Origin of the sequence: Amycolatopsis sp. NPDC059027, assembly GCF_042739735.1 — a bacterium.
GTDB lineage: Bacteria > Actinomycetota > Actinomycetes > Mycobacteriales > Pseudonocardiaceae > Amycolatopsis.
In genome coordinates this window covers 18,759-44,986 of record NZ_JBHYIK010000065.1, presented here as the reverse complement: position 1 = coordinate 44,986, position 26,228 = coordinate 18,759, and the positions used below count along the sequence as shown (strand labels likewise).

The window sequence follows — 26,228 nt, the reverse complement described above, 5'->3', positions numbered from 1 at the left end:
CCTCCCCCCCACCCATTGGGACATCGCTGGGTGTCGCGCTGTCGGGGTTTCACCTCGCACCGGCCGGGGCGAAAGTCCCCTTCAGCTCAGGACGTACGGCGGGTGACCTGATCGGCGACGCGCCGGGTGTAGCCGGCACGGGCTTCGGGGTCCAGCGACGTCAGGGCGCGGTTGTCGCCGATGAGCGAGCGCACGAAGGACATCACGCGTTCCGGGGTGAGCGCGGCGAGCAGGTCCCAGCCGCCGACGTAGCGCGGCACGGGGATTTCCGCACGCCGCGTCCGGCAGCTGTCCACCACGGCGCGGGCGATGTCCTCCGGGTCGACCGTGGGGAGGCCACCGCCGAGCGGAACGCCCGAGGCAAGTCCCGTGCGGACGGCGCTGGGCAGCACCGCGCTGACGCTCACGCCCGTGGCCGCGTATTCCCGGCGCACCGCGGCGGTCAGGCCGACCGCGGCGAACTTGCTCGCGTTGTACACCGCCATCCCCGGGATCGGGATTTTCCCCGCCATGGAAGCGATGTTGACGACGTGGCCACGTCCCGCCGCGATCATCCCCGGCAGCACCAGCCGCATCCCGTGGATCAGGCCCCAGACGTTGACGTCCAGCGTGGTGCGGCTCAGCGCGTCCTGCTCCTCGACGAAGTCGCCGAGCGGCATGACGCCGGCGTTGTTGACCAGCACGTCGATCCGGCCGAACTCCTCGATCACAGCGTCGGTGAACGCGGCGAAGGACGCGCGAACCGTGACGTCGAGCGGATAGGCCCGTGCCGTGCCGCCGATCTCCTTCGCCGCCTTCTCCGCGACAGCCGTGTCCAGATCGCCGAGGCAGATGGTGGCCCCACGCGCGGCGAACGCCTCCGCGGTGGCGCGGCCGATCCCGCGCCCCGCCCCGGTGATCGCGACGACCGCGCCGTCCAGCGGAATCCCGGGATAGCGGCTACCGAACAGCGGTCGCATCGGACGTCCTTTCGTTGCTGGGCCGGGAAACCAGGTAGTCGGCTTCGGTGAAGGCGCCGACCTGGGCCCGCAGCCGGCCGGTGGAGAACGGCCAGCTGAAACTGTTGCGCCCGTTGACATCGGTGTAGTAGCTCGAACAGCCGCCCGCCTGGTAGACCGTGCCCGGCAGCGCCGCCTGCACCTCGGCGTTGAACGCCTCCTGCGCCTCCGGCCGCACCCGCACGCTGGACCAGCCGCCGCGCAGCGTCCGCGTGATCGCCTCGATCGTGTGCCGCAGCTGGGCTTCGAGGATCATGAACGCCGACGAGTGCCCGGTGCCGAGGCTCGGGCCGAGCAGCAGGTAGAGGTTGGGGAACCCGGCGACGGTGGTACCGAGATACGCCTGCGGGCTGCCCTGCCAGTGATCGTCGAGGCTGCGGCCCTCGGCGTCGAACACGCGCGCCGAGACCGGCATGTCGAGGATGTGGAACCCGGTACCGAAGATGATCGCGTCGACCTCGGCGACGGATCCGTCGGCACCGAGCACCCGGTTCCCGTCGATCTCCCGCACCGCCGTGGGATGGACGTCCACAGTGGACTTCGTGAGCGCGCGGTAGTAGGTGTTCGACATCAGCAAGCGCTTACAGCCCAGCGTGTAGTCGGGCGTCAACGCCTTGCGCAGCACGGGATCCCGCACGGTCATCCGCAGGTGTGCGAGGCCGATCCGCTGGATCAGGCGCAGCAGCCACGGATGCCGGAAGCCGATGCCGAGCCCTTCCATCGCGGCGTACTCCGCCGAGCGCAGCGCGCGCTGGAGCGCGGGGAAACGGCGCAGCAGCAGGCGTTCGACGCCGGGGACGTAGTGGTCCGGCTTCGGCAGCACCCACTGCGCGGTGCGCTGGAACAGGTGCAGCCGCGACACCTTGTCCGCGATCTCGGGGATGAACTGCACGGCCGACGCGCCCGAGCCGACCACCGCGACCCGCTTGCCCGTGAGGTCGTAGTCATGGTTCCAGCGCGCGGAGTGGAAGGTCTCGCCGGAAAAGCCGTCGAGCCCCGGCAAGTCCGGGATGAGCGGCTCGTGCCACGGCCCGGTGCCCGCGACGATCACACGCGCGGTGTACGGGCCCTGCGTCGTCTCCAGCTCCCAGTGAGCGTCGCGCTCGTTCCACTGCGCGCGCGTCACCTCGGTGTCATACCGGATGCGCTCCGTGACGCCGAACCGCGCCGCGGTCCCCCGCAGGTACGCGCGGATCTCCGGCTGCTTGGCGAACGCGCGGGTCCATTCGGGATTGGGCGCGAACGAGTAGGAGTACAGCGCGGACGGGACGTCGCAGGCGCAGCCCGGGTAAGTGTTGTCGCGCCAGGTTCCGCCGAGCTCCGCGGCTTTCTCCAGCACCGCGTAGTCGTCGATCCCGGCCTGGCCGAGACGGACGGCGGCGCCGAGCCCGGATGCCCCGGCACCGATGACGAGGACTTCGAAGTGGCGTTGCATGGTTTCGGATACTAGCAGTATCTCAATACCGGCGGTAGATGAACTACGCCGGGTGACGGTTCACTACAGTGACACCCGTGCCACGACTGACCCGAGCCGAAAGCCAAGCGCGCACCCGCGAGCAACTCCTCGCCACCGCGAAGGAGTTGTTCCTGCGTGACGGCTACGCGATGACCTCACTGGAGAAGGTCGCCGACGAGGCGGGATATTCGAAGGGCGCGGTCTACTCCAACTTCCGGAACAAGGACGAGCTCTGCCTCGCCGTACTCGACCGGATCCACGACGAACAGGTGGAGATGGTCGCGCAGGCACTGGTGGACGCCGAAGGCCTGGAAGATCTGCTCGCCGGATTCCAGGCCTGGGCCGAACGCAGCATCGGCGACGAGGCGTGGACGTCGCTGGAGGTCGAGTTCGCCGTCGGCGCCCGGCGCGATCCGCGGATCCGCGCCGAACTCGCCACGCGGGACAAGGCCGTGCGCGACACCATCGCCGGACTGCTCACCGGTTTCGCCGAACGGCTGGGCATCACGCTGCCGATGTCCGCCGACGACGCGGCGACCGCGTTGCTCAGCCTCGGCATCGGACTGGGCGTGCAACGCGCGATCGACCCGACGATCCCGGTGTCGGTCCTGCCCGACGTGATCCGCCTGTTCGCGGGCGCGCGCGACACCGGAACGGCGTAGTTTCGCCGCCTTCCTGTTCACGTATGTAAAAAACCCACATACCCCTTGTGTTGTGGCCAGGCACCTCGTTATCGTGACGCCACGCCGCAGTTACACCGGCGCACCGTTTTTCGGTGACCGCGAGGTCGTCCGGGGAACGGCGCACCGGACGCCATGTCGGAAATTGCCGTGAAAGACCACGGCAATTGTGTGGAAGGGTATCCACGTCATGAGCAAAACGATGCGGCCGGTTTTCGTCCGCGCGCTCGGAATGGCCTCGATCCTCGCTGTCGCGATCGCCACCCCGGCGTTGCCGAACGCCGCCTTCGCGGCGCCGTCCCCCATTTCCGCCGCCGCGCCGAGCGCGTCGCCGTTCGCCTCCGGCGGCGACCTGGCCAGCCCGGAGAAGAAAGAAATCGCGATGAAGCTGGTGTCCAGCGCGGAAAACTCTTCACTGGATTGGAAAGCGCAGTACAAGTACATCGAGGACATCGGCGACGGCCGGGGTTACACCGCCGGGATCGTCGGTTTCTGTTCCGGCACCGGCGACATGCTCGACCTCGTCGAGGCCTACACGAAGGCGAAGCCGGACAACCCGCTCGCGAAGTTCCTGCCCGCGCTACGGAAGGTCAACGGCACGCCGTCCCACGACGGTCTCGGCGCACCGTTCGAAAGCGCGTGGAAACAGGCCGCGGCAACCTCGGAATTCCAGACCGCGCAGAACAACGAACGCGACCGGGTCTATTTCGATCCCGCGGTGAACCAGGGGAAGTCCGACAAGCTCGGCGCGCTCGGCCAGTTCGCCTATTACGACGCCATCGTGATGCACGGCCCGGGAGACAGCACCGACAGTTTCGGCGGAATCCGCGCGGCCGCACTGGCGAAGGCGAAGCCGCCGTCCCAGGGCGGTGACGAGAAAACATATCTCAAGGCGTTCCTCGAGGCTCGAAAGGTGGTCATGAAGAAGGAGGAGGCGCACGCCGACACCTCCCGTGTGGACACCGAGCAGCTGAAGTTCCTCAACGAGGACAACCTCGACCTGCACACCCCGCTGAGCTGGAAGGTCTACGGGGACCCGTACGAGATCCGCTGACCCGCGGCCTCGGCTTCCCCCGCGACGTCGAAATGCTGCGCGGCAAGGGTTTCGCACCCTAGGATCGCGGTATGGCCAAAAGATTCCTGCTGCCCCTCGCCCTCGCGGTGCTCGGCGTGACCACCTTCGCCGCCGCCGTCGTACCGGGCGAGGCCGCAGCGGACACCACTCCCCTGTCCTCCTCGTATGGCACCGCCGACCAGGTGGTCACCGTCGTCGGTGCCTCCCCGAGCGCCACCACCGCGAAACTCTCCGCGTGGCAGCGCGTGGACGGGCGATGGGTGCGCGTGCTCGGCCCGGTGACGGCGAACGTCGGCACCGACGGCATCGGACAGGCGAGCGAATCGACCTCGCACACCCCGGCCGGCGTGTGGACACTGACCGAGGCGTTCGGCATCCAGCCGAACAACGGCACCCGGCTCCCGTACCGGCAGGTCACCACCTCGGACTGGTGGGTCTCGGACGTCAAATCGCCGTACTACAACACCTATTACCAGTGCGCGCCGGGCACCTGCCCGTTCAACGAGGCCGCCGGCGAGGACCTCGGCAAGGCGGGCCCGGTGTACAACCACGCGACGGTGATCGACTACAACCGGAACCCCGCCGTGCCCGGCAACGGTTCGGCGTTCTTCCTGCACGTCTCGTCCGGCAGGCCGACCGCGGGCTGCGTGTCCATCCCCGGTAACGACCTGGACGCCGTGATGCGCTGGCTCGACCCGGCGCAACACCCGGTCATCGACATCAAGGTCGCCTGATCCTCTGGGTGCGTGCCGAGGGACGCTTTCAGTGCGTTGGGCGTGCTGAAGGACGCCTTTGGTGCAGTGGATGCACTGAAGGCGTCCTTCAGCGCGGGTCGCGCCGTGGCGTGGTCTTTTTCGTTCGCGGGGCGGCGATGCACCGGGGGCGTCCCTCGGTTCGTCCAGCGCACCAAGGGCGTCCCTCGGCTCAGCTACCGCGGTGAAGGCGCCCGTCGTGGTGGGCCGCCACGTCCCGAACGCTCCATTGGGAACGCTCAACGTCTCGTACGCATCGTTCAGGACGCGAACCATTCCCGGACGTCGCGAACGGCCCGTTCGAGACACCTCGACCGGCCCACTCGCTCCGCCGCCATGCCGTGAAGGACTCCTTACCGGCACTCAACGCCGGTAAGGAGTCCTTCACGGCTCCGCCGCGGCCGGATTCTGTCGGGGTGCGGCGATAGGATTGTTGCGGGGTCGTCCCCCAGGGTGGGTGGGGTGTGTCTTCGGCGGGGCAGCGTGGACCCGGGAAGCATTATGTCCACTGTGGACACCAGACGCCGGGGTGGTCTCAGGCGTCGGCGAGCAGGGCGTCGGCGGTGCGGGTGTTGATCACCCGGTCCGGGCCGATCCCCGCCCGCATCGCGCGTTCGCAGCCGTAGACCTGCCAGTCGAGCTGCCCCGGCGCGTGCGCGTCGCTGTCGATGGCGAAGTCGCAGCCCAGGTCGGCGGCCAGGCGCAGCAGGCGCATCGGCGGGTCGAGCCGTTCCGGGCGGGAGTTGATCTCCACCGCGACCCCGTTCTCCCGGCAGGCGGCGAACACGGCTTCGGCGTCGAACTCCGATTCGGGGCGTCGCGAGCGCAGCCGCCCCGTGCAGTGCCCGAGCACCCGGACGTGCGGGTTCTCGATCGCGGCGAGCATCCGCGGCGTCATTTCCTTCGCGGGCATCCGGAGTTTCGAATGCACGCTCGCGACGACGAAGTCCAGCCGCGCCAGCAGATCCTCCCGCTGGTCAAGCGCGCCGTCGTCGAGGATGTCGACCTCGATCCCGTGCAGCAGCCGGAACGGCGCGAGCACCTCGCTGGCCTCGGCGACCACGTCCATCTGCCGCAGCAGCCGTTCCGGGGAAAGGCCGTTGGCGACGGTCAGCCGCGGCGAATGGTCGGTCAGGACCATCCACTCGTGGCCGAGCGCGCGGCCCGCCGCGGCCATCTCCCCGATCGGGCTGCCACCGTCGGACCAGTCGGAATGCGTATGGCAGTCCCCGCGCAACGCGGCGCGCAACGGACCGCCGTCCGGCAGCTGGGGTTCGGTGAGTTTCGCGTGGTAGGCCGGTTCCCGGCCGGCCAGTACGTCCTCGATGACCCCCGCGGTCGCCTTGCCGATCCCGCGCAACGCCGTCAGCGTGCCCGCCCGCGCCCGCGTGGCCAGCGCCTCCGGGTCCTGTTTGTCGACCACCGCCGCGGCCTGCCGGAACGCGCGTACCCGATAGGTCGGTTCGCCCGCGCGTTCGAGGTGGAACGCGATGTCCCGCAGAGCCCGTGCCGGATCCATGTCTCCTGTCTACCCCGTCAGGTCCGCCGCGGCAGTTCGTGCAAGGCGACATCAGCCAACCGGCCCCGCGTAATCCGCACCGTTTGGTACGTGCAATACGGCTGGCGGCGGCGATCCGTCGGCGAGCCGGGATTGAGCAGCCGCAAACCCGCCGGGGTCACCGAATCCCAGGGAATGTGGCTGTGCCCGAACACCAGCACGTCGGTATCGGGGAACAGCGCGTCGCACCGCGCCTCGCGGCCCTTCGCCGACCCGGTCTCGTGGATGACGGCGAGCCGGACGCCGTCCAGCTCCACGCGCGCGACCTCCGGCAGCCGCGAGCGCAGCGCGGGACCGTCGTTGTTGCCGTACACCGCGATCAACCGCTTGCTGCGGGCTTCGAGCGCGTCGAGCGTCGCGACGTCGACCCAGTCCCCCGCGTGCACGACGACGTCGGCGGCGTCGACCTCCCGCCACACCTGGTCCGGCAGCTCACGCGCCCGCGCGGGCAGGTGGGTGTCGGAGATCAGGAGCAGCCGCATTTCACTCGTCCAGCGTCTTCAGCACCCGGTCGAGGAACCCGCCGACGTGCTTGCGCAACAGGTCGGCCGCGCCGTCGGCGTCGCCCTTCCGCGCCGCGGCGAGCACCGCCTTGTGCTCGGTCCATTCCTTGCGCCAGCTGGGATTCGCCTCCCAGCCGATGACGCTGATCAGCGCCGCCCTGTCCCGCAGGTCGTCGAGGATCGACACCATCAGCGGATTGCCGCACCCCTGGTAGAGCGCGCGGTGGAACCGCCGATTGAGCAGGCTCAGCGCGGCGTGGTCCTTGTCCGCGATCGCCGCCGACGCCTCCTTGAGCGCCTCGGCCGCGTCCTCGAACAGCGCCGGTTCACGCCGCTCGACGGCGCGGCGCACCGCCTCGGGTTCGAGCACCGTGCGGACGTCGTAGACCGACCGCGCGAGTTCCGCGTCGACAATGCTCACCGACGCGCCCTTGTACGGGCTGAACGTGACGAGCCCGGAGTTCGACAGGACCTTCAGCGCCTCGCGCACCGGGGTCTTGGAGACGCCCAGCCGCTGCGCGAGCTCGGCCTCGACCAGCGGCTGCCCCGGCTTGAACTCCTGGTTGAGGATGCCGCGCCGGATCTCCTCCAGGACCACCTCGGTCCGGGAGGCGGGCAGGCTGAACGTCCCTGGCATCGGCCACTCCGCATCGGCAGGTCTTCGCAGATCCCGTCAATCTAACCAGCCAGGCTGTGACGACGTTATGCGACACGCTTCGTATATCAGATACCGTACCGCACATGAAGACTCCGGAGGAACTGCGCAGCCACCGCTGGTTCGGCGGCGACGACCTGCGCGGCTTCAGCCATCGCGCCCGCGCCCGGCAGCTCGGCTACTCCCCCGGCGAGCACCTCGGCAAGCCGGTGATCGGCGTCCTCAACACCTGGAGCGACATCAACCCGTGCCACATGCACCTGCGCGAGCGCGCCGAGCAGGTCAAACGCGGGGTGTGGCAGGCGGGCGGCTTCCCGCTGGAGTTCCCGGTCGCCACGTTGTCGGAGACGTACCAGAAACCGACGCCGATGCTCTACCGCAACCTCCTGGCCATGGAGACCGAGGAGATCCTGCGCTCCTACCCGATCGACGGCGCGGTGCTCATGGGCGGCTGCGACAAGACGACCCCGGCACTGCTCATGGGCGCGGCGAGCGCCGGGCTCCCGGCGATCTTCGTCCCCGCCGGGCCGATGCTGCGCGGGCACTGGCGCGACGAGGTCCTCGGCAGCGGCACGGACATGTGGCGGTACTGGGACGACCGGCGTGCCGGGCTGATCGGCGACGAAGAACTGTCGGAGCTCGAACGCGGTCTCGCCCGCTCGCCGGGGCACTGCATGACCATGGGCACCGCGTCCACGATGACCTCGGCCGCCGAAGTGCTCGGCCTGACGCTGCCGGGCGCGGCGTCGATCCCTGCCGTCGATTCCGCGCATCACCGGATGGCCGCGGCCAGCGGCGCCCGGATCGTCGAGATGGTCTGGGAGGACCTGACGATCGGCCGCGTGCTCGACGAGCGCGCGTACGCCGACGCCGTCACCACCGTGCTCGCGCTGGGCGGGTCGACCAACGCCGTGATTCACCTGATCGCGATGGCGGGCCGGAGCCGGATCCCGTTGAGCCTGAACGATTTCGACGTGATCGCGCGGCGGACGCCGGTACTGGCGAACATCCGGCCCGGTGGCGCGTGGCTGATGGAGGACTTCTACTACGCGGGCGGGCTGCCCGCGCTGCTGTCGCGGCTGACCGACCTGCTGCATCTCGACCGCGTGACCGTCACCGGCCGCACGCTCGGCGAGACGCTGGCGACCGCGCGGGTGCACAACGACGACGTCATCCGGCCGCGCGACAACCCGATCGCTCCCGAAGGCGGCGTCGCGGTCCTGCGCGGCAACCTGGCGCCGTCCGGCGCGGTGATCAAGCACATCGCCGCCGAGGCCCACCTGCTCACCCACACCGGATCCGCTGTCGTCTTCGAGGACTACGCCGACCTCAAGCGGCGGATCAACGACCCGGGACTGGACGTCACCGCGGATTCGGTCCTGGTGCTGCGGGGTTCCGGACCGCTCGGCGGGCCGGGGATGCCCGAGTACGGGATGCTCCCGATCCCCGACCGGCTGCTGGCCGGCGGCGTACGCGACATGGTCCGGATTTCCGATGCACGAATGAGTGGCACCAGTTACGGAGCGTGCGTATTGCACGTCGCGCCCGAATCGGCCGCGGGCGGCCCGCTCGCGCTGGTCCGCGACGGCGACCGGATCACTCTTGACGTGCCGGCCAGGACGCTGCGGCTGGAGGTCGACGACGCCGAACTGGATCGGCGTCGAGCTGCGTGGACAACGCCGGAACCGAGTTATGAACGCGGCTACGGGGCGCTCTACGCTCAGCACGTCACGCAGGCGGACAAGGGCTGCGATTTCGACTTTCTCGCCCGGCTGGGGCATACTCCCGAACCTGACCCGCGGTGATCCATCCACCCTTAAGTGTGACCGTTTTGTCCCCCGTACGGGCGAGTCGTCAGGCTTGTCCGAAGGCCCGTTATCGTGATCGCGTCAGCGGCGCAACCCCGGCGCCGGGCTGGAGGGTGGAAAGTTGCCGCACGAACCACGCTGGCCGGAATCGCATGGCGAGCAGACGGACGTTCTCCCCGTTGTCCCGCCGGAGCGGGCCGAGGCCACCGAGGTCATCGAGCCCGCCGCGCGGGCGACCACACCGCGACGACGCCCTGGCCTGCGCAAGGCGGGCTGGATCGTCGGCGGCCTGTTCGGCCTGCTCGTGGTCGTCTACGCCATCGACCTGATCGCCAGCCAGGGCAGTGTCCCCCGGGGCGTCACGGTGGCCGGGGTCGACGTCGGCGGGCTGGACCGCAAACAGGCCGAACAGCAGCTGCGGGGCACGATCGAACCGCGGCTGACCCGGCCGCTCGCGGTGACCGCGGGTGATGTCCAGTCGACGCTGTCGCCGACCATCGCCGGGCTGCGGCTGGACTGGCCCGCCACGCTCGACCAGGCCGGCGACCAGCCACTCAACCCGTTCACCCGGCTCGCTTCGCTGTTCAGTACGCGCGAGGTCGGCGTCGTCACGCACGCGGACGAGGGCAAGCTCGGTGCCGCGCTGGAGGATCTGCGCGGCCGCGTCGACCGCGAATCCGCCGAGGGCACCGTGCGCTTCGAGGGCGCGAAGCCGGTCGCGGTCATGCCGAAGCCGGGCCAGCAGCTCGACGTCGCCGCCGCCTCGCAGCAGATCCTCACGCACTGGGCGGGCGGCCAGACGATGAACCTGCCGGTGACCACCAAGGCGGTGCGGACCACGCCGCAGGGCGTCCAGGCCGCGCTCGACACGTTCGCCGCCCCGGCCGTCGCCTCGCCGGTCGTGGTCAAGGGCGAGGGCAAGGACGCGACGGTCAAGCCGGAGGCCATCGCGTCGGCGATCACGTTCGAACCGGGCGAGGGCGGCATGCTGAACCCGAAGGTCGACAACGCGAAGATCGTCGAGGCCGCCGGGCCGCAGCTGAAGTCCACGGAGAAGGAAGGCAAGGACGCGGAGATCGTGTTCGACGGCGGCAAACCCGCTGTCGAGCCCTCCGTGGACGGCCGCACGATCGACTGGGACCCGAGCCTCAAACCGCTGCCGGACGTCCTCAAGCGCAAAGACGGCCGCGAGCTCGCCGCGCTGTACAAGAACGCTCCGGCGAAGGTGACCACCGACCAGGCCAACCAGCTCGGCGTGAAGGAGGTCATCGGCGAGTTCACCACCGGTGGTTTCGCCGCGGACTCCGGGACCAACATCCGCGTGGTCGCCGAGAAGGTCAACGGCGCCATCGTGAAACCTGGCGAGACCTTCAGCCTCAACGGCTACACCGGCCCGCGCGGGGCGCCGCAGGGGTATGTCGAGGCGGGCGTGATCGAGAACGGCGCTCCCGCGCGCGAGATCGGCGGCGGCATCTCCCAGTTCGCGACCACGTTGTACAACGCGTCGTACTTCTCGGGTATGAAGGACGCCGGGCACAAGGAACACAGCTACTACATCAGCCGCTATCCCGCCGGGCGCGAGGCGACGGTGTTCCAGAACCCCAACGGGTCCAGCGTGATCGACCTGAAGTTCACCAACGACAGCCCGAACGGCGTCGCGATCCAGACCATCTGGACGCCGTCCTCGATCACGGTGAAACTGTGGGGCACCAAGCGGTACACCGTCGAGTCGATCCCCGGCGGCCGGACCAACGAGACTCCGCCGTTCGAGCGGGCAGGGCCGAAGCAGAACTGCCACCCGTCCAGCGGTGGCCCCGGGTTCACCACCAGCGACACGCGCGTGCTCAAGGACGCCGCGACCGGCCGTGAGGTCAGCCGCTCGACCAGGACCGTGAAGTACGACCCGTCGCCGAAGATCACCTGCGGCGACCAGTAACCCGGGAATTGTCGGTGGCCGTCGCTAGGGTGGCGGCCATGGGGAATCTCGTCGTGCTCGACGCGCCGTCGAACCTGGGCCTGCGCCCACCGGCCGACGGCGCCGTACCGGGCTGCTACAAGACACCCGGGGTCCTGCGGGACCTCGGGATCGTCGCCGCGCTCGGCGCCGCCGACGCCGGAGTGGTGACGCCGGGACGATATCTGTCCACCTGGGAGCCCGGTGACGGCGTCCGCAACTCGGCCGCCATCGCCGCGTACACCCGCGCGCTCGCCGCACGGCTGGCGAAAGTCCGCGCCGGCGGCGGTTTTCCCGTCGTGCTGGGCGGGGACTGCTCGATCGCGCTCGCCGCGGCGCTGGCGCTGCGGCGCGAAGGCCGGTACGGCATCGCGTACCTCGACGGGCACAGTGACTTCCGGAGCCTGGAGAACTCCCCGCACGTCGGCGCGGCGGCCGGGGAGGATCTGGCGATCATGACCGGGCGGGGCGCACCGGATCTCGCCGACATCGACGGCCTGCGGCCGTACGTGCGGGACGAGAACGTGGTCGTGCTCGGCGTACGGGAACGCGAATCCGGCGACGTCCGCGCGGCCGGGATTCGCGCCGTCGCCAGCGAATCGCTCATGGCGGGCGGCGTCGGCGAGGCACTTTCCGCTGCGCGGGAGACGTTCTCGGGTCTCGACGGCTTCTGGGTACACGTGGACATCGACGTGCTCGACCCGGAGTATGTGTCCGCAGTGGACAGTCCTGATCCCGGCGGTCTCGACCCGGAAACGCTCATCGCGCTGCTGCGCGGGCTTTTCGCGCTGCCCGGCGTGGCCGGGTTCGAGCTGACCGTGTTCGATCCCGACCTCGACCCCGACGGCCGCCAGGCCCGGCTCGTGCACGACGTCCTTGTCAAGGCATTCACCGATTTCCGACCAGGGAGCACGTCTTGAGCACACGCACCGACCAGCTGGGTCTCGCCGACGGCACCGCGGGCCTGCCGATCTGGCTGCCCGAATCCGGCCGGGGTCCGGGGCTCGTGCTGGTCCAGGAGATCTTCGGCCTCGACGACTACCTGAAGTCGGTCGCGGCCGACCTCGCGAATCTCGGGTACGTCGTCGCCGTGCCGGAACTGTTCTGGCGGTTCGCCCCTGGCTGGTCCTCGGCCCACGACGAGGAAGGCGTCGCGGCGTCGATGAAGATCATGAGCGACTTCGACCCCGGGAAGGGCGTCTCGGATGTCCTCGCCGCGCTGGCCCACCTCCGCGCGCTCCCGGAGGTCGACGGCCGGGCCGGGGTGTTCGGGTTCTGTCTCGGCGGTGCGCTGGCGTTCGCGGCCGCGGCCCAGTCCGATCCCGACGTGGCGGTGTCCTTCTACGGCTCGACCGTGCCGGCGCAGATCGCCGAGCTGGACCGGATCAGCTGCCCCATCCAGTTCCACTTCGGCGGCCAGGACCCGTACATCCCTCGCTCGGACGTCCGGCTCGTCGAAGAGGCCGTCGCCGCACACCCCGGCGCCGAGATCCACGTCCAGGAAGACGCCGGGCACGCCTTCCACAACCGTGTCGCCCCGATGTTCCACCACCCGCGGGCCGCCGCGCGAGCCTGGGACCTGACCACGGAGTTCCTCCGGCGAACCCTGCCGAGCGCCAGGTGACCACCATGATCGACGACAGGAGTACCCGATGCTGCCGGTGATCTGTTCGATGAGTGTGTCGCTGGACGGCTTCATCGCCGCTCCGGACGGCGACATCGACTGGGGTGCCCCGGAGGCGGAGTTGTTCGACTTCCACGTCGAGCAGACCCGGCACCTCGCGGGCTACCTGTGCGGACGGCGGCTGTACGAGACGATGCTGGTCTGGGAGACCGCCGAGCAGACCATGTCCGACGCGGCGCAGCTGGAGTTCGCCCGGATCTGGCGGCGGATCCCGAAGGTGGTGTTCTCCCGCACGCTGACCTCGGTGGTGGGCAACGCACGCCTGGCCACCGACGACCTGGCGACCGAGGTCGGCAGGCTGCGCGACCAGCCGGGCGAGGGCGTGGTGTCCATCGGCGGGGCGAACCTGGCCGCGGCCGCCATCGCCGAGGACCTGATCGACGAGTACCGCCAGTTCGTCAACCCGGTCGTGCTCGGCGGCGGCACTCCGTACTTCCCGCCTCTCGCGAACCGCCTCGACCTGCGGCTGATCGAGTCCCGGACCGTGGGCTCCCGAGTGGTCTACCTCCGCCACCAGCGCATACGCTGAGTCCGACCGACCCGTATCCGGAGGGATTCGCCATGTCCTATGCCGTCGACTTCGCCACCGTATCGACCGTCGGCCTGGAGTCGTCGCCGGTCGCGGACGCACTCGCCGGCCTGCGGGCGAACGAAGCCCGGTACTTCAAGAACAAGTACGACCACGTCTTCACGGTCGAGCCCGCGAGCGACGCCACGCCGACCGTCGACTGGGTGCACCGGATCCTCAAGGAAGAGCGCGACATCGTCATTTCCTCCCGCCCGCTCGAAGCGACCGAGTTCCAGGTCGAGAACATCCGGATGGCCTACGTCTTCTACGAGAACGGCCTGTCGATCAACGTGATGTACACCCTCGAAGACTCCGGAAAACGGGCGGTCGGATTCAAGCTCTCCGACGGGATGGAGATCCCCGCGGAACTCTCCTCGTTCAAGTTCGCCCGGCAGAAGTCGAAGCTGGCCGGAACCATCCGCGGCTCCTACTTCGTCATCAAGAACGAATACTGACCCACGCGCTAGGACACCGGGGGCCGCCGCCAGGGCCTGAACCCTGACGACGGCCTCCCGCACCGAGAACTTTGCCGCTACGAAAAGCTAGTTCCGGTACCGGAACAGGATCCGGCCGCGGGTGAGGTCATAGGGGCTGAGCTCCAGGAGCACTCGGTCGAACGGCAGGATCTTGATGTAGTTCTTCCTGATCTTGCCGCTGATGTGGGCCAGGACCTTGTGCCCGTTCTCGAGTTCCACCCGGAAGGTGGCATTGCGCAGGCACTCGACGACGGTGCCCTCGACTTCGATGCCCCCTGCTGTTTTCGCCATGTGTTTTTCCGATCTGTGAGGCGGGGAAGGAAACGAACGCGTCGCGCCGGAGATCAGCGGAGCACCAGCTCCAGGCTGCTGTTCCCCCGGCGAGCACCGACGCTCTCGAAGAGCGCCACGGCCGCATCGTTGGACTCGGTGACATCGGCCGACGCCGTTTCGATCCCGCGCCGGTGCAGCCGGCCCAGCACGTCCGCGAGCAGCGCCATGGCGATACCGCGGCGGTGCCGGTCGGCCAGCACCGCGATCAGCCCGATCCGGGGCCGCCGGGTCATCGGCCCCAGTCGGACCAGTCCCACGTAGCGCCCGGACTGTGCCGCCACCGCGTACCTCGACGGGTCCAGCACGGTGACGCCCTCCGGACGGGGCAGTACCTCGGCCGGCATCTCCTGCCAGCCGACCGTGGCCTCGACTTCGTCGCGGATCGCGCGATCCAGCTCGCGCAGCGGGTCCTCCGCCGCCTCGCCGAGGCCCGCGATCGTCACGCCTGCCGGTGGTTCCACCGAGCCGAGTCCCGTGACCCGAGGATCGGTGGGCACGAGGTATTCCCATTCGCGACGCCGGATGGTGAACCCGGCTCGCTCCCAGTGGGACGTCAAATCGTGGTCGGCCTCGTCGACCACGGTGTAGAGCGGCTTCGGCAGTTCGGGAAGCATGGCCTCGGCGAGGTGGTCGAAGACCACGCCGTGCCACGCGTCGATGCTGAGGAAGAGCCGGCTGTCGGGCCTGCGCGAAGCCTCGCCGCGACCGACCACCCGGTCGTTCTCCAGCGCGTGCCACTGCCGCTCGCCGACCCGCGTGAGCACCACGGCGTGTTCGCCGGTGCCCGACGTGAAATGCACAGAGTTCATGGATGTCGCCTTTCGGGATTGCCTTGTCGAGGCGCTCCCGGCGACACCTACGTCAGTCGCCCGACCGTGATTTGACGAGGGGGAGCACCCACATCGCTACAGCGTTCACGGGTCTCACCTCCTCGTAGGTCGTCACAGTCCGCCGCAAAGCTAACCGTCCGCGCCCCGCCGCGCACAACCCTTTTTCCGCCGACAGGTCGTTGTGACCGTGACCACAGCTCCCCGCTGTCACGGTCTCCGGCCGGGCGGTGTCCACGAAGTGTACGGACGATCCGATCGGAGGTGGACGTGATGACACGGGTGCTGGTGGTCGGCGCGGGCTACGCGGGCGTGATGGCCGCGAACCGGCTCGCGGCGGCGGGACAGCCGGAAGTGCACGTGACGGTGGTCAATCCGCGACCGGAGTTCGTGGAACGCGTCCGGTTGCACGAGCACGCGGCGGATGGATCGGACGCGAAACGTCCGCTGAGCGATCTGCTGCGTCGTGGCGTGCGGCTGCGGGTGGGCAAGGTGAACGCGATCGCGGAGCGTTCGGTGGGCCTCGAAGACGGTGGCTCGCTCGAGTTCGACTACCTGCTGTACGCCGTGGGCAGCACGGCCGCCCGAGGCCCGGCCGGGTCCGGAAACGCCTGGAGTATCGGCGATCTCGACGGCGCCGAGTCGTTGCGGAGGCGGCTGCGGCTACTGCCGCCGGGCGCGCGCGTCGTGGTGGTCGGCGGCGGGCTGACCGGGATCGAGAGCGCCGCCGAAATCGCGTACCGGTACCCGTCGTCGAGTGTCGAACTGGTCTCGCAGTCGGTCGCCCCGTGGCTGCCCGAGCCGAGCCGAGCGAGCATCGAACGGCGCCTCGCGAACGCCGGGGTCCGGCTGCGCACCGGGCTCCGGGTCACCGAGGTCCGCCCCGACGGCGTCGAAACCGGCACCGGCGGGCTGTCCAGCGATTGCACGGTCTGGGCGGGTTCGTTCGACGTACCGGACCTGGCACTGCGCAGCGGCCTGCCGGTGACCGCCGACGGCCGGCTGCGCACCGACGACACCTTGGTCTGCCCGGGGCATGAACGGATCGTCGGCGCCGGTGACGCTGTCGCACCACCCGGACAGGTCGGGGATCATCTGCGGATGAGTTGTCAGGCGGCGATGCCCATGGGCGCCCACGGTGCCGACACGGTGCTCGCGCTGATCAGGGGCGAACGACCGGCGCCGGTGTCGATCGGCATGGCGGGACAGGGGATCAGCCTCGGCCGGCGTGACGGGTTCATCCAGGCGACGTACCGGGACGACAGCCCCCGGGGATTCACGTTGTCCGGACGGGCCGCCGCGGTGCTCAAGGAACGGGTGTGCCGCTTCACCATCACCGCGATGCGCTTCCCGCGGGCCTACCGATGGCTTCCCAGCGGCACCTCGGCCGTGCACGCGAGGGCCGCGATCCGATGAACGCGCAGATGACGTTCGATCAGTTGCGGCCCTTGCTGTTCACGATCGCCTACGAGATCCTCGGCAGCGCGGCCGACGCCGAGGACGTGGTGCAGGACAGCTACCTCCGGTGGTGCGACGTCGACTCGGACGAGGTGACGCACCTTCGCGCGTATCTCGTCCAGATCGTCACGCGGCAGGCACTGAACCGGCTGCGGACCGTGCGCCGCCGCCGCGAGGACTACGTCGGCACCTGGCTGCCCGAACCGATCCGCACCGACCACGACGCCAGTCATGACCTCCTGCTGGCGGAGTCGGTGTCGATGGCCATGCTCCTCGTGCTGGAAACCCTCGGGCCCACCGAGCGGGCGGTGTTCGTGCTGTCCGAGGTGTTCGGCCACAGCCTCGTCGAGATCGCGGACATGATCGGCAAGAGCGACACCGCCGTCCGCCAGATCGCGCATCGGGCCCGCGAACACGTGCACGCCCGGCGCCGGCGCTTCCAGCCCGACGACGAGACCAGCCAGGCGGTGATCGGCCGGTTCCTGGCGGCCGCCCGCACCGGCGACGTCCAGACCCTGATGGACGTGCTCGCGCCCGACGTCGTCCAGATCTCCGACGGCGGCGGCCGGGTCACCGCCGCCCGCCGCCCGATCTCCGGTGCCGCGCCGGTCGCCCGCTATCTCGTCGGGCTCGCGCGGAACAGCATGGCGGACATGGACATCGAGTTCGGGAGCTTCAACGCGCTGCCCGCGGTCCTGTTCCGCTCCGGCGCCGACGGGCGGCTCGACTCGGTGCTGATGGTCGAACTGACCGGGGATCGCATCACCGGGCTGTACGCGGTCCGCAACCCCGACAAGCTGCGTACCGCCGACGTGCTCCGTCCTCTCGACACCCGAATTTCCGAGAAAGCGCAAGGAGAATCGTCATGAAGGCCGTTATCGTGTGCACCTCCGTGTCGCATGGCAACACGAAGAGGATCGCCGACGTCATGGGCCGGGTCCTCGACGCTCCCGTTGTCACCCCCGACGAGGTCGACGTGGCCGAGCTCGCCGGTTACGACCTTGTCGGATTCGGCTCGGGGATCTTCACGATGGACTTCCATCCCCGGCTGCGCCGGTTCGTCGGCTCCCTCCCGGAGAGGGACTGGCGCACGGCGTTCGTCTTCGCCACCAGTGGTCTGCCGGAACCAGGGTTCCGGCCCTACACCCGCGGCCTCGGGCGGGTTCTCGAGCGAAAAGGCTTCGAGGTGGCCGAAACCTTCCTGTGCCGCGGATTCGACACCTACCTTCCGTTCCGGCTCGTCGGCGGTATCCGCAAGGGACGGCCCGGCCCCGCCGATCTGGCCGCCGCGCGCGCGTTCGCCGAGCGGCTGGGCGCCCGTATGGAGCATCGGTCCTGCCCGCCATCCGCGTAGAGCGCTTTCCGAAATCACCGCTCCCCTACCGATCCGGGCCGTTCCGGGGCAAGCTGACAACCTGGCCTTCGGCGGGGGCATCATGGGACACGACTTCGAGAGCCACGACCTGGACGAGATCGAAGAGTTCATCGCCCGCAGCTACGCGTCGATCCGCTTCAGGATCCGCTCTCCGGCGCGGAACAGCTTTCTGGCCGACCAGAATCCGCTGGGACCGATCAGTCTCGACCAGGCGGACTACGGTTTCGACGCCGACTACGCCGTCGAGCCGCTGGGCCGTCTCGCCCTGTTCGGGGTGGAATCCGGCTCCTTCCCGTATGTGGAAACCGAGGGCGTGCGGGACAGTCACGGCGTGGGCGAGGTGTTCCTGGTCGCCCAGCCCGATCGGCCGTACGCGGGTCGCCAGAGCCAAGCGCGGTTCAGTGTCGCCGCGCTGGAGCCGTCGCTGTTGTCCCTGGTGGCCGCGCCCTCGCCCGGCCGCGTCGACACCCCGGTGCGGCTGACCGGCTACCGGCCCGTCTCCCCCGCCGCCGGGCACCAGCTGTTACGCACCATGATCTTCCTGCGGGAGCACGTCGCGGCCGACCCGGTGATGCGGGAGAGTCCGCTGATCGCCTCCACGGCACCGCAGTTGCTGGCGGCCACCATCCTGGCCACCTTCCCCAGTACCGCGCTGACCGACCCGACCATCGAGGACCGGCACGACGCCCACTCGGCCACGCTGCGACGTGCCATGGCGTTCATCGACGACCATCCGCACAACGACATCAGCGTCGCCGACATCGCCGCGGCCGCGCACGTCACCATCCGCGCGGTGCAGTACGCCTTCCACCGCAGCGGTACCACGCCGATGGGCTACCTCCGCACCGTCCGTCTGCACCAGGCACACCGAGAACTGCTCGCGGCCGATCCCACCACCGGCGTCACCGTCACCCAGATCGCCGCCCGCTGGGGCTTCTTCCACCCCGGCCGCTTCGCGCGGTACTACCGCACCACGCATGGCTGCACGCCGTACCGGACGTTGTGCCGCGCCGCCTCCTGACCCCGGCGGGACGGTGAGGGGCGGGCTCCGGACGGTGGGGGCGCTCCCGGAGACCGCCCCTCGAACATGGCGGGAGGGCGGGGGTAGGGCCTTCCCGGAGTGAGACCGACAAGGTCCTGGTCGCCTCACCCTGGCGATGACCGGGACGCCTTCCGGCCACCCCCTCATCCTGCCGTCCCGGCCTGCCAGGAACAGCACTCGAAACGAACCGCCTTCGCCCTGGGCAGCGCGGAAACCAGCCGAAAAACGCAACCCCGCTTCGCTGCCTCTCCCCAGGCTGGGGCCGGGGTGCCGAGGGACGCCTTCAGTGCGCTTGACGCACCGAGGGACGCCCTCGTCGCACTCAACGCACCCAGGGCGTCCCTCGGTGCCCGGCCTCCCGGCCACAACCTCTTTACAATACAGAGCTGTACTGTATTGTAATCAACGTGAGCACCGCAGGCCGTCCGCGCAGCAGAGAAGCCGACGCCGCCATCCTGGCCGCCGCGCTGGAGCTGCTGATCGAACGCGGCGCGGAGGCGACCAGCATCGAGCAGGTGGCCCGGCGCGCCGGAGTCACCAGAGCCACCGTGTACCGGCGGTTCCCGGACAAGACCCGGCTGCTGATCGCCACCGTGGAGAGCGCCTACGGGAATCCCCCGCGCACGCCCGAAATCCGCGACGTCGAGCACCTGGTGACCGGCTGGGCGCACCTGCTCGCCGACCCGCGGCAGCGGCGCCTCCTGCGGCGCGTCTACGGCGCGATCGAGGACAACCCCGAACTCGCCCGCGCGTACCACGACCTGTTCGGTGCCGATCGCGACCGCGCTCGCCAGAAGGTGTTCGCACAGGCCCGCGACCGCGGGCAGCTGCCGCCGGACAGCGACCCGGAGGTCCTGCTGGACCTGCTCACCGGCGCGATCTGGCAGCACCTGGCCGTGCGACCGGACACCAGCACCGCCGCCGACGTCGAGCGATTCCTGCGCGCGGTGCTCCACCAGGCCGGGTACCGGCCCGGCACACCACATCCCGCCGGGGAGTGACCCGGCACCGGAAGACAAGGACGGAAAAGTGCCTACCGCCACCCTCGCGGCACAGGAGCGCACCCGGGCGTTCGCCCGCGTCATCGGTCCCTACGTCGCCACCTTCACCATCGTCTACGCGATCCGCCTGCCCGCGCTGATCGGGCTCGTCGACGAGCTGTTCGCACAGCCCGTCCTGGTCTGGCTGCTCGGTGCCCTCATGCTCGGCGGCGGACTGGTCGTCATCGGCGGGCACCGCAGCTGGCGCGGTCCGCTCGCGGTCACCATCTCGTTGTTCGGCTGGTTCGTCGCCGTCCGGGGATTCCTCTTGATCGCCACGCCTTCCGCGATCCGGTCGGGCGTCGACGCGACGCTGCTCTCCCCGGCCGCGACCCTCGTCGCCCGCGTCTTCTTCGGTCTCCTGGCCGCGATGGGCCTGCTCCTGACCTACGCGGGGTGGTTCACCAAACCGAAGACGCCCGCCTGAGCATTCCGCGAGCGTTTTCTGTCGGGGTGAGCCGGTAGATTCGCTCGTATGGCCACACTGGTGACTTTCCACGCCCATCCCGATGACGAATGCATCGTCACCGGCGGCGTGATGCGCAAGGCGTCCGAGGAAGGGCACCGGGTCGTGCTCGTCGTCGCGACCCGGGGCGAAGTCGGCGAGGTCCCGGAGGGATTCCTCGCCGAGGGTGAACAACTGTGGGAGCGCCGCGTGCGCGAGACCCACGCGGCGGCGGAGGTGCTCGGCGTCAAACGCGTCGAGTTCCTCGGCTACCGCGACTCCGGGATGATGGGCGAGCCCACCAACGAGCACGAGGGCTCGTTCTGGACGGCCCCGGTCGAGGAGGCCGCCGAACGCCTCGCGGCGATTCTGCGCGAGGAGGAGGCGGACGTGCTGACGGTGTACGACGACAACGGCGGCTACGGGCACCCCGATCACATCCAGGTGCACCGGGTCGGGATGCGCGCGGCCGAGCTCGCGGGCACGTCGCGGGTGTACGAGGCGACGAACAACGCCGATCACATGCGCAAGGGCATCGAGGCCGCGATCGAACAGGGCCTGATCCCCAAGGAGGCGCTGCCGGATGTGTCCGAAGAGGACAGTTTCGGCAAGCCGGAAGCGGTGATCACCGGCGCGGTCGACGTCACGGCGTATCTCGACGCGAAGCGGGCCGCGATGCGGGCGCACGCGAGCCAGATCCCCGAGGAGTCGTTCTTCCTCGCGATGCCCGACGAAGGCTTCGCGCACGCCTTCGGCACGGAGTGGTTCATCCGTGCCGGTCAGGGGCCGGGGATCACCGAGACCGACATCATGGCGGGGTTGTGAGGGAGGGGGTCAGCGCAGCGCCGCGGTGACGTCGAGTTCGACGAGCTGGCCCGGGTAGCCGAGCCGGGCGACCCCGAGCAGGGTGCTCGCCGTGCTGAAGGCCGTGCCGATCCCGGACGCGGTGAGCCGGGCCCACACCGCGGAGAGCACTTCGCGTTCCTCGGTGGCGACGTAGATGACGGTCCGGACGACGTCTTCGGGAGTCGCTCCGGCGGTGGCGAGCGCGGTGGCGGTGTTGGCCACGACCTGATCGGTCTGGGCCAGCACGTCACCGCGCACCACCTGGCCGTCTGCGTCGAGCGGGCACTGCCCGGCGAGATAGACCGTGCGCCGCGCCTCGGTGATCGTGACGTGGTGGTATCCGGGCGTGGCATGCAGGCCCGGCAGGTTACTAATCCGACCAAAAGTAGGCGGACGCCGGGCATCATGTAACCGTTGCTACGCAAGCTGGATAGCCGTGACTGTGGTCGGATTGGTAACAAACGGCACAGTGTGGCGTTCGATGGTCATGGCCGCATCCTCGCGGTGGCGAACCATGCCCGGCCACCGGATATCCGGGGCGCCCGCGGGATACCGCGACGAGCGTAGTCATGGCCACCGGTACGCACGGCTACGTAGCCGCGGTGCCGTAGCTGGGCCGACGCCACCCGCCCGGATCCGCGAAACGCTGTGGGCATGACCACACTCACCGCACCACACCGCCGGTTCTCCGTCCCCACCTCGCTCACCGTCGGCGGTCAGCTCGTCGGCGCCGCCGGGCTGATCGTGCAATGGATCTCCGCGCCCGCCATGTTCAAGGGCTTCGGTTTCCCGCCCGGACTGTTCTACGTGCTCGGCGCCGCCGCCATCGTGCTGCTGGACCGGCGTTCGAACTGGGCACCGGCCGCCGCGATCGCCTTGTCGCTGTGGATCACCATCGGCGGCCTCGCCGGCGGCAACCTGCTGAGAAACCTCGCCGACCCACGCGGTGGTGTCGTCGCTGGCAACATCGTCATGCTCGCCGGCCTCGCGATTTCCGCGGTGGCGGGCCTGTTCGCCATCGTCCACAACCACCGCACCCGTCCGGAACCCTGGGTCGCGCCGCTCGGCTCGCACAACCCCCGCCGCGTCCCTGTCACGCTCGTGTTCGCCGGCCTGCTGCTCGACGCCGTCGGTGACGCCGCGCCCGAAGGCTTCAACTGGGACGGGCCCGGGCCGATTCTGTTCCTGGTCCTGGCGATCCTGGTCGCGGTGCTTCCCGGCAACGCCATGATCGAGCTGAGCATGATGCTTTCACTGACGTTCGTGCTGACCGCGTTCATGAATCCGGAGTCGGGCCGACGGCTGAGCACGCCGTCGGACGTACTTCCCTTCGCCGGAACACTGACGCAGGTGGTGGGCCTGGCGCTCGCCGTGCTCGCCGGAGTCGTCGCCATCCTCCCGCGGCGCACTCGGTCTTCGACCCCGGCGCCGAGGTAAAGCCCTGTCGAGGAGATCGCGAAGGGCGCGGAACCACGACAAGATGGGCATGACGGCGGGGTCGTGATCGACCACTGGACATGCGGGGGTGCTCGTGCGCAGGACCATCGACTGGGCCGAAGACGCGATCGTGATCATCGACCAGTGCGCGCTGCCGGGTGAGTTCCGCACGCTCACCCTGCGCACCGCGGACGAGCTGATCGACGCCATCCGGCGGCTCGCGGTCCGGGGCGCTCCGGCGCTGGGCGCGGCGGGCGCGCTCGGGGTGGCGCTGGTGGCCCGGTCGGGCGAGGACGTGCGGGCCGAGGCCGAGCGCATCGCCGGCGCCCGGCCGACGGCGGTCAACCTGAGCTGGGGTGTCGAGCGGGCGCTGGCGAAGCTGCCGGAGGGCGCCGACGCGGTGCTGCTGGAGGCACTCGCGATCCTCGACGAGGACGAGGAACTCAACCGCACGGCCTCCGCGCACGCCGCCGAGATCGTGCTGGCCGCCTGCCCGCGCCGTCCGCTGCGGCTGCTGAGCCATTGCAACGCGGGCAGCCTCGCCACGGTCGCCTGGGGCAGCGCGCTCGGCGTGGTCTGGCATCTGCAGGACCGCGGCCTGGTCGAATCCGTGCTCGTCGACGAGACCCGGCCGCTGTTGCAGGGTGCGCGGCTGACCGCGTGGGAGCTCGAACGGGCGGGGGTGCCCTACCGCGTGCAGCCGGACGGCGCGGCCGCCGCGGCGATGGCACGCGGGATGGTCGACTGCGTGCTCGTCGGCGCCGACCGGATCGCGGCCAACGGCGACGTCGCGAACAAGATCGGCACCTACGGGCTGGCGATCGCCGCGCGGCACCACGGCGTCCCGTTCGTCGTGGTCGCTCCGTCGTCCACTGTGGACACTTCGCTGGGCAGTGGCGAGGAGATCGTCATCGAGGAACGCGACGCCGCCGAGCTGACGGAGTTCGGCGGCACGGTGGTGGCCCCGGCCGGCGCGCCGGTGTTCAACCCGGCCTTCGACGTCACCCCGGCTTCGCTGATCACGGCCGTGGTCACCGAACACGGCCGCTTCGGCTGAGCCTTCTCAGGAGGGCTTGCGGGCGATCAGGAACACCTGGTCCTCGGGCTCGGCGCCCGGCAGATCCGGCGTGTACCGCGCGCGGTGCTCGTAGACCAGGTCCAGCCCGGCCTCGGCCAGGCGCGCCGCGAACACCTCGGCCGGATAGGTGCTCGACCGGAAGGTGTGCCCCATGAACCCGCCCACGATGTCGTCCGCGTCGCCGGGGACGGTGCCGAAGGCGAGGTGGCCGCCCGGCGCCAGCCACTCGGCGAACCGGGCCAGCTGGGTGTCCTGTTCGGACCGGGTCAGCTGCAGCATGGAGAAGAACGCCACGATGGCGTCCCAGGTCCCTGCCGGATACGCCAGCGAACGCATGTCGGCCAGTTCGAACCGCGCGGCGGGCACCCGGCTCCGCGCGATCTCGATCATCTTCGGTGACACGTCGCAGCCCGTGACGTCGTGGCCCGCCGCGGCGAGCAGCTCGGCCGTCGGCCGCCCCGTCCCCGATCCGACGTCCAGCACCTTCGCCCCGCTCGGCAGGTTCCCGAGCAGCCATTCGACGGTCTTCAGCCGCTCCGGCCAGTCACGGAAGGCGTGTTCGTACTTCGTGCCGAGCGCGTCGTACACCTCGGCGGCGGATTCGAGATGGGCCACGGCTGCTCCGTTCCGGTCGTGGCGTACCCGAAGGTCACCATGAGGACGTTCTCACTCCCCATGGTGACCTTCCGGGGTGCACCGCCTACGGCCGGGGGCCCACCACCTCGCCGCCGGCGGTGACCGTGATGGCCATCGCCGGACAGGAATCGGCGGCGTCCAGCACGGTTTCGCCGGGATCGACCCGCTCGGCCAGCGGGTGGGCCACGGCGCCGTCCAGTTCGAACAGTTCGGGCATCAGCGCGGCACACATCCCCGAGCCGATGCACGTGTTCCCGTCGACCTCGACGTTCCAGCTCATGCGATGTCCTCGATTCGCTCGCGAGCGTCACTCATGCGTTCACCAGCCGATCGGCATCGACCGCGGGCCCCGCACCAGCATCTGCGTCTTCCACACGATATCGCCGGTGAGGTGCAGCCCTGGCATTTCGCGCACCAGCGCGGCCAGCGCCTCCTGCAGTTCCAGCCGCGCGAGCGGCGCGCCGAGGCAGTGGTGGACGCCGTGGCCGAACCCGAGGTGGTGGTTGTCGGGCCGGTCGAAGACGAGCTTGTCCGCGTCGTCGAACATCAGCGCGTCCCGGTTCGCCGCACCACCCGCGACGAGCACCGGCTCCCCCTCCCGCACCAGCACACCGCCCACCTCGACGTCCTCGGTGGCGTACCGCGGGAACGACGCCCCCGCGCCCAACGGGACGAAGCGCATCAGCTCCTCGACCGCGGTCGGGATCAGCTCCGGCTCGGCGACCAGCTTCTCCCAGCGGGCGGGCACTTCCTTCAGCGCGTAGACGAAGTTCGGGATCTGCGTCGCGGTGGTCTCGTGCCCGGCCACCAGGATGCCGACGCACAGGTCGATCAGCTCCAGCTCGGTCAGCCGGTCCTTGACGTCGCGGGCCTCGATCAGCGCGGTCATCAGGTCGTCGGCGGGCTCGGCACGGTGCTGGGCGATCAGGCCCGCCATGTACTCGCGCAGTTCCTCGCGGTTGGCGTCGAACTCCTCGGCGGTCAGCCCGCTGCTCGACAGCGCCGCGTCGCTCCAGGCCCGGAACTTCGGCCGGTCCGCGGTCGGCACGCCGAGCAGCTCGCAGATGACCGCGACCGGGATCGGCAGCGCGTAGTCCTCGACCAGGTCGGCCGGTGCCCCGGCATCCTTCATCCCGGCGATCAGCTCGGCCGCGAGTTCCCGCACCCGGGGCCGCAGCGTCTCGACCCGGCGCATCGTGAACGCCTTGGCCACCAGCGTGCGCAGCCGCGTGTGGTCCGGCGGATCCATCGACAGGATGCCACTGTCCCGGGTGCCCGCCGACGTCCGCGGGTAGTCCTTCCCGACCGCCATCGCGCGGGAGAACCGCCGATCCCCCAGCACGAACCGCGCGTCGGCGTACCGGGTCGCGAGCCAGGCCGGTTCGCCGTAGGGCAGCCGGACCCGGATCATCCCCTCGGCCTCGCGCGCCGCCGCGTAGGCCTCGTTCAGTGCCAGCCCCTCCTCCTCGTTGAACGGGTAAGCCAGCGGTTCGCTCTGCGTGGTGGTCATCGCGAAAACTCCCGGAATGTCGAAAGGTCCTGTT

General features: G+C 69.8%; 29 protein-coding genes. 18 read left to right on the top strand and 11 right to left on the bottom strand.

All coding sequences use genetic code 11. The annotated features are described in order from the left end of the window. Positions 1 to 86 precede the first annotated feature (86 nt). Both ACFWY9_RS34690 and ACFWY9_RS34685 read right to left on the bottom strand, forming a co-directional pair. Complete coding sequence (locus ACFWY9_RS34690) at positions 87 to 959, bottom strand: SDR family oxidoreductase (RefSeq protein ID WP_378340854.1); 873 nt, start codon at positions 957 to 959, stop codon at positions 87 to 89. Then, positions 940 to 2,433 (bottom strand): flavin-containing monooxygenase, encoded by a 1,494-nt coding sequence (locus ACFWY9_RS34685; protein WP_378340853.1) that lies wholly within the window; start codon positions 2,431 to 2,433, stop codon positions 940 to 942. Before ACFWY9_RS34685 ends, ACFWY9_RS34690 begins: the two co-directional genes overlap by 20 nt. A gap of 77 nt (positions 2,434 to 2,510) precedes the next feature. On the opposite strand from ACFWY9_RS34685, the gene ACFWY9_RS34680 reads away from it, so the two are divergent. From ACFWY9_RS34680 to ACFWY9_RS34670, 3 genes are all read left to right on the top strand, one after another. After that, entirely contained in the window at positions 2,511 to 3,116 is a 606-nt protein-coding gene (locus ACFWY9_RS34680) for a TetR/AcrR family transcriptional regulator (RefSeq protein ID WP_378340852.1), read from the top strand. Positions 3,117 to 3,324: 208 nt separating this feature from the next. Further along, positions 3,325 to 4,188 (top strand): chitosanase, encoded by an 864-nt coding sequence (locus ACFWY9_RS34675; RefSeq protein WP_378340851.1) that lies wholly within the window; start codon positions 3,325 to 3,327, stop codon positions 4,186 to 4,188. Between the two features lie 71 nt (positions 4,189 to 4,259). After that, positions 4,260 to 4,943, top strand: a complete 684-nt coding sequence (locus ACFWY9_RS34670; RefSeq protein ID WP_378340850.1) for a L,D-transpeptidase — start codon at positions 4,260 to 4,262, stop codon at positions 4,941 to 4,943. Between the two features lie 553 nt (positions 4,944 to 5,496). Here ACFWY9_RS34670 and ACFWY9_RS34665 read toward each other — a convergent pair. From ACFWY9_RS34665 to ACFWY9_RS34655, 3 genes are read right to left on the bottom strand one after another with little or no spacing between them, the layout of a single operon-like run. Next, positions 5,497 to 6,480, bottom strand: a complete 984-nt coding sequence (locus ACFWY9_RS34665) for a PHP domain-containing protein (protein WP_378340849.1) — start codon at positions 6,478 to 6,480, stop codon at positions 5,497 to 5,499. A gap of 17 nt (positions 6,481 to 6,497) precedes the next feature. Beyond that, positions 6,498 to 7,001 carry a metallophosphoesterase family protein gene (locus ACFWY9_RS34660; RefSeq protein WP_378340848.1) on the bottom strand — a complete coding sequence of 168 codons (504 nt, stop codon included), beginning with the start codon at positions 6,999 to 7,001 and terminating at the stop codon, positions 6,498 to 6,500. 1 nt (position 7,002) lies between these two features. Next, on the bottom strand, positions 7,003 to 7,659 hold the full coding sequence (locus ACFWY9_RS34655) for a GntR family transcriptional regulator (protein WP_378330164.1): 657 nt from the start codon (positions 7,657 to 7,659) through the stop codon (positions 7,003 to 7,005). A 104-nt stretch (positions 7,660 to 7,763) separates the two neighbouring features. Between ACFWY9_RS34655 and araD the strand changes: the two genes are divergently transcribed. From araD to ACFWY9_RS34625, 6 genes are all read left to right on the top strand, one after another. Continuing rightward, a complete protein-coding gene (gene araD, locus ACFWY9_RS34650) occupies positions 7,764 to 9,482 on the top strand; it encodes an L-arabinonate dehydratase (RefSeq protein WP_378340847.1) in 1,719 nt (572 codons plus the stop codon). 124 nt (positions 9,483 to 9,606) lie between these two features. Further along, entirely contained in the window at positions 9,607 to 11,421 is a 1,815-nt protein-coding gene (locus tag ACFWY9_RS34645; protein ID WP_378340846.1) for a VanW family protein, read from the top strand. A 38-nt stretch (positions 11,422 to 11,459) separates the two neighbouring features. Then, on the top strand, positions 11,460 to 12,359 hold the full coding sequence (locus ACFWY9_RS34640; protein WP_378330161.1) for an arginase family protein: 900 nt from the start codon (positions 11,460 to 11,462) through the stop codon (positions 12,357 to 12,359). Beyond that, complete coding sequence (locus ACFWY9_RS34635; protein ID WP_378340845.1) at positions 12,356 to 13,063, top strand: dienelactone hydrolase family protein; 708 nt, start codon at positions 12,356 to 12,358, stop codon at positions 13,061 to 13,063. The genes ACFWY9_RS34640 and ACFWY9_RS34635 overlap by 4 nt, the downstream gene beginning before the upstream one ends. A 28-nt stretch (positions 13,064 to 13,091) precedes the next feature. After that, positions 13,092 to 13,652 carry a dihydrofolate reductase family protein gene (locus tag ACFWY9_RS34630; protein WP_378330159.1) on the top strand — a complete coding sequence of 187 codons (561 nt, stop codon included), beginning with the start codon at positions 13,092 to 13,094 and terminating at the stop codon, positions 13,650 to 13,652. A gap of 32 nt (positions 13,653 to 13,684) precedes the next feature. Beyond that, the gene (locus ACFWY9_RS34625) at positions 13,685 to 14,146 is read left to right on the top strand and encodes a phage tail protein (protein ID WP_378340844.1); all 462 of its coding nucleotides are present in this window, start codon (positions 13,685 to 13,687) and stop codon (positions 14,144 to 14,146) included. Between the two features lie 87 nt (positions 14,147 to 14,233). On the opposite strand, the gene infA is transcribed toward ACFWY9_RS34625, so the two are convergent. Both infA and ACFWY9_RS34615 read right to left on the bottom strand, forming a co-directional pair. Then, positions 14,234 to 14,458, bottom strand: a complete 225-nt coding sequence (infA, locus tag ACFWY9_RS34620; RefSeq protein ID WP_378340843.1) for a translation initiation factor IF-1 — start codon at positions 14,456 to 14,458, stop codon at positions 14,234 to 14,236. A 53-nt stretch (positions 14,459 to 14,511) separates the two neighbouring features. Further along, a complete protein-coding gene (locus ACFWY9_RS34615; RefSeq protein ID WP_378340842.1) occupies positions 14,512 to 15,309 on the bottom strand; it encodes a GNAT family N-acetyltransferase in 798 nt (265 codons plus the stop codon). A gap of 291 nt (positions 15,310 to 15,600) precedes the next feature. On the opposite strand from ACFWY9_RS34615, the gene ACFWY9_RS34610 reads away from it, so the two are divergent. The 7 genes from ACFWY9_RS34610 to ACFWY9_RS34580 all read left to right on the top strand — a co-directional run bounded on the left by ACFWY9_RS34610 (position 15,601) and on the right by ACFWY9_RS34580 (position 21,512). Beyond that, entirely contained in the window at positions 15,601 to 16,743 is a 1,143-nt protein-coding gene (locus tag ACFWY9_RS34610; RefSeq protein ID WP_378340841.1) for an NAD(P)/FAD-dependent oxidoreductase, read from the top strand. Positions 16,744 to 16,751: 8 nt separating this feature from the next. Next, on the top strand, positions 16,752 to 17,654 hold the full coding sequence (locus ACFWY9_RS34605) for an RNA polymerase sigma-70 factor (protein WP_378330154.1): 903 nt from the start codon (positions 16,752 to 16,754) through the stop codon (positions 17,652 to 17,654). Then, positions 17,651 to 18,139 carry a flavodoxin family protein gene (locus ACFWY9_RS34600; RefSeq protein ID WP_378330153.1) on the top strand — a complete coding sequence of 163 codons (489 nt, stop codon included), beginning with the start codon at positions 17,651 to 17,653 and terminating at the stop codon, positions 18,137 to 18,139. The genes ACFWY9_RS34605 and ACFWY9_RS34600 overlap by 4 nt, the downstream gene beginning before the upstream one ends. An 82-nt stretch (positions 18,140 to 18,221) precedes the next feature. After that, positions 18,222 to 19,181, top strand: coding sequence for a helix-turn-helix transcriptional regulator (locus tag ACFWY9_RS34595; RefSeq protein WP_378340840.1), 960 nt, complete (start codon positions 18,222 to 18,224; stop codon positions 19,179 to 19,181). A gap of 428 nt (positions 19,182 to 19,609) precedes the next feature. Next, positions 19,610 to 20,203, top strand: a complete 594-nt coding sequence (locus ACFWY9_RS34590) for a TetR/AcrR family transcriptional regulator (protein WP_378330151.1) — start codon at positions 19,610 to 19,612, stop codon at positions 20,201 to 20,203. Positions 20,204 to 20,231: 28 nt separating this feature from the next. After that, entirely contained in the window at positions 20,232 to 20,669 is a 438-nt protein-coding gene (locus tag ACFWY9_RS34585; protein WP_378340839.1) for a hypothetical protein, read from the top strand. A gap of 48 nt (positions 20,670 to 20,717) precedes the next feature. Further along, a complete protein-coding gene (locus ACFWY9_RS34580; protein WP_378340838.1) occupies positions 20,718 to 21,512 on the top strand; it encodes a PIG-L family deacetylase in 795 nt (264 codons plus the stop codon). A 9-nt stretch (positions 21,513 to 21,521) separates the two neighbouring features. Here ACFWY9_RS34580 and ACFWY9_RS34575 read toward each other — a convergent pair whose 3' ends face one another. Next, entirely contained in the window at positions 21,522 to 21,890 is a 369-nt protein-coding gene (locus ACFWY9_RS34575; RefSeq protein WP_378340860.1) for a RidA family protein, read from the bottom strand. A 297-nt stretch (positions 21,891 to 22,187) separates the two neighbouring features. Between ACFWY9_RS34575 and ACFWY9_RS34570 the strand changes: the two genes are divergently transcribed. Continuing rightward, the gene (locus ACFWY9_RS34570) at positions 22,188 to 22,970 is read left to right on the top strand and encodes a hypothetical protein (protein WP_378330148.1); all 783 of its coding nucleotides are present in this window, start codon (positions 22,188 to 22,190) and stop codon (positions 22,968 to 22,970) included. A gap of 94 nt (positions 22,971 to 23,064) precedes the next feature. Next, positions 23,065 to 24,027 (top strand): S-methyl-5-thioribose-1-phosphate isomerase, encoded by a 963-nt coding sequence (gene mtnA / locus ACFWY9_RS34565; RefSeq protein ID WP_378330147.1) that lies wholly within the window; start codon positions 23,065 to 23,067, stop codon positions 24,025 to 24,027. Between the two features lie 6 nt (positions 24,028 to 24,033). Here mtnA and ACFWY9_RS34560 read toward each other — a convergent pair whose 3' ends face one another. The 3 genes from ACFWY9_RS34560 to ACFWY9_RS34550 form a co-directional block, all read right to left on the bottom strand. Continuing rightward, positions 24,034 to 24,663, bottom strand: coding sequence for a class I SAM-dependent methyltransferase (locus ACFWY9_RS34560; protein WP_378340837.1), 630 nt, complete (start codon positions 24,661 to 24,663; stop codon positions 24,034 to 24,036). A gap of 85 nt (positions 24,664 to 24,748) precedes the next feature. Continuing rightward, positions 24,749 to 24,964: a ferredoxin gene (locus ACFWY9_RS34555; protein WP_378330145.1), complete on the bottom strand. Its 216-nt coding sequence runs from the start codon at positions 24,962 to 24,964 to the stop codon at positions 24,749 to 24,751. A gap of 39 nt (positions 24,965 to 25,003) precedes the next feature. Beyond that, positions 25,004 to 26,194, bottom strand: coding sequence for a cytochrome P450 (locus ACFWY9_RS34550; RefSeq protein ID WP_378330144.1), 1,191 nt, complete (start codon positions 26,192 to 26,194; stop codon positions 25,004 to 25,006). Between the last annotated feature and the right edge of the window lie 34 nt (positions 26,195 to 26,228).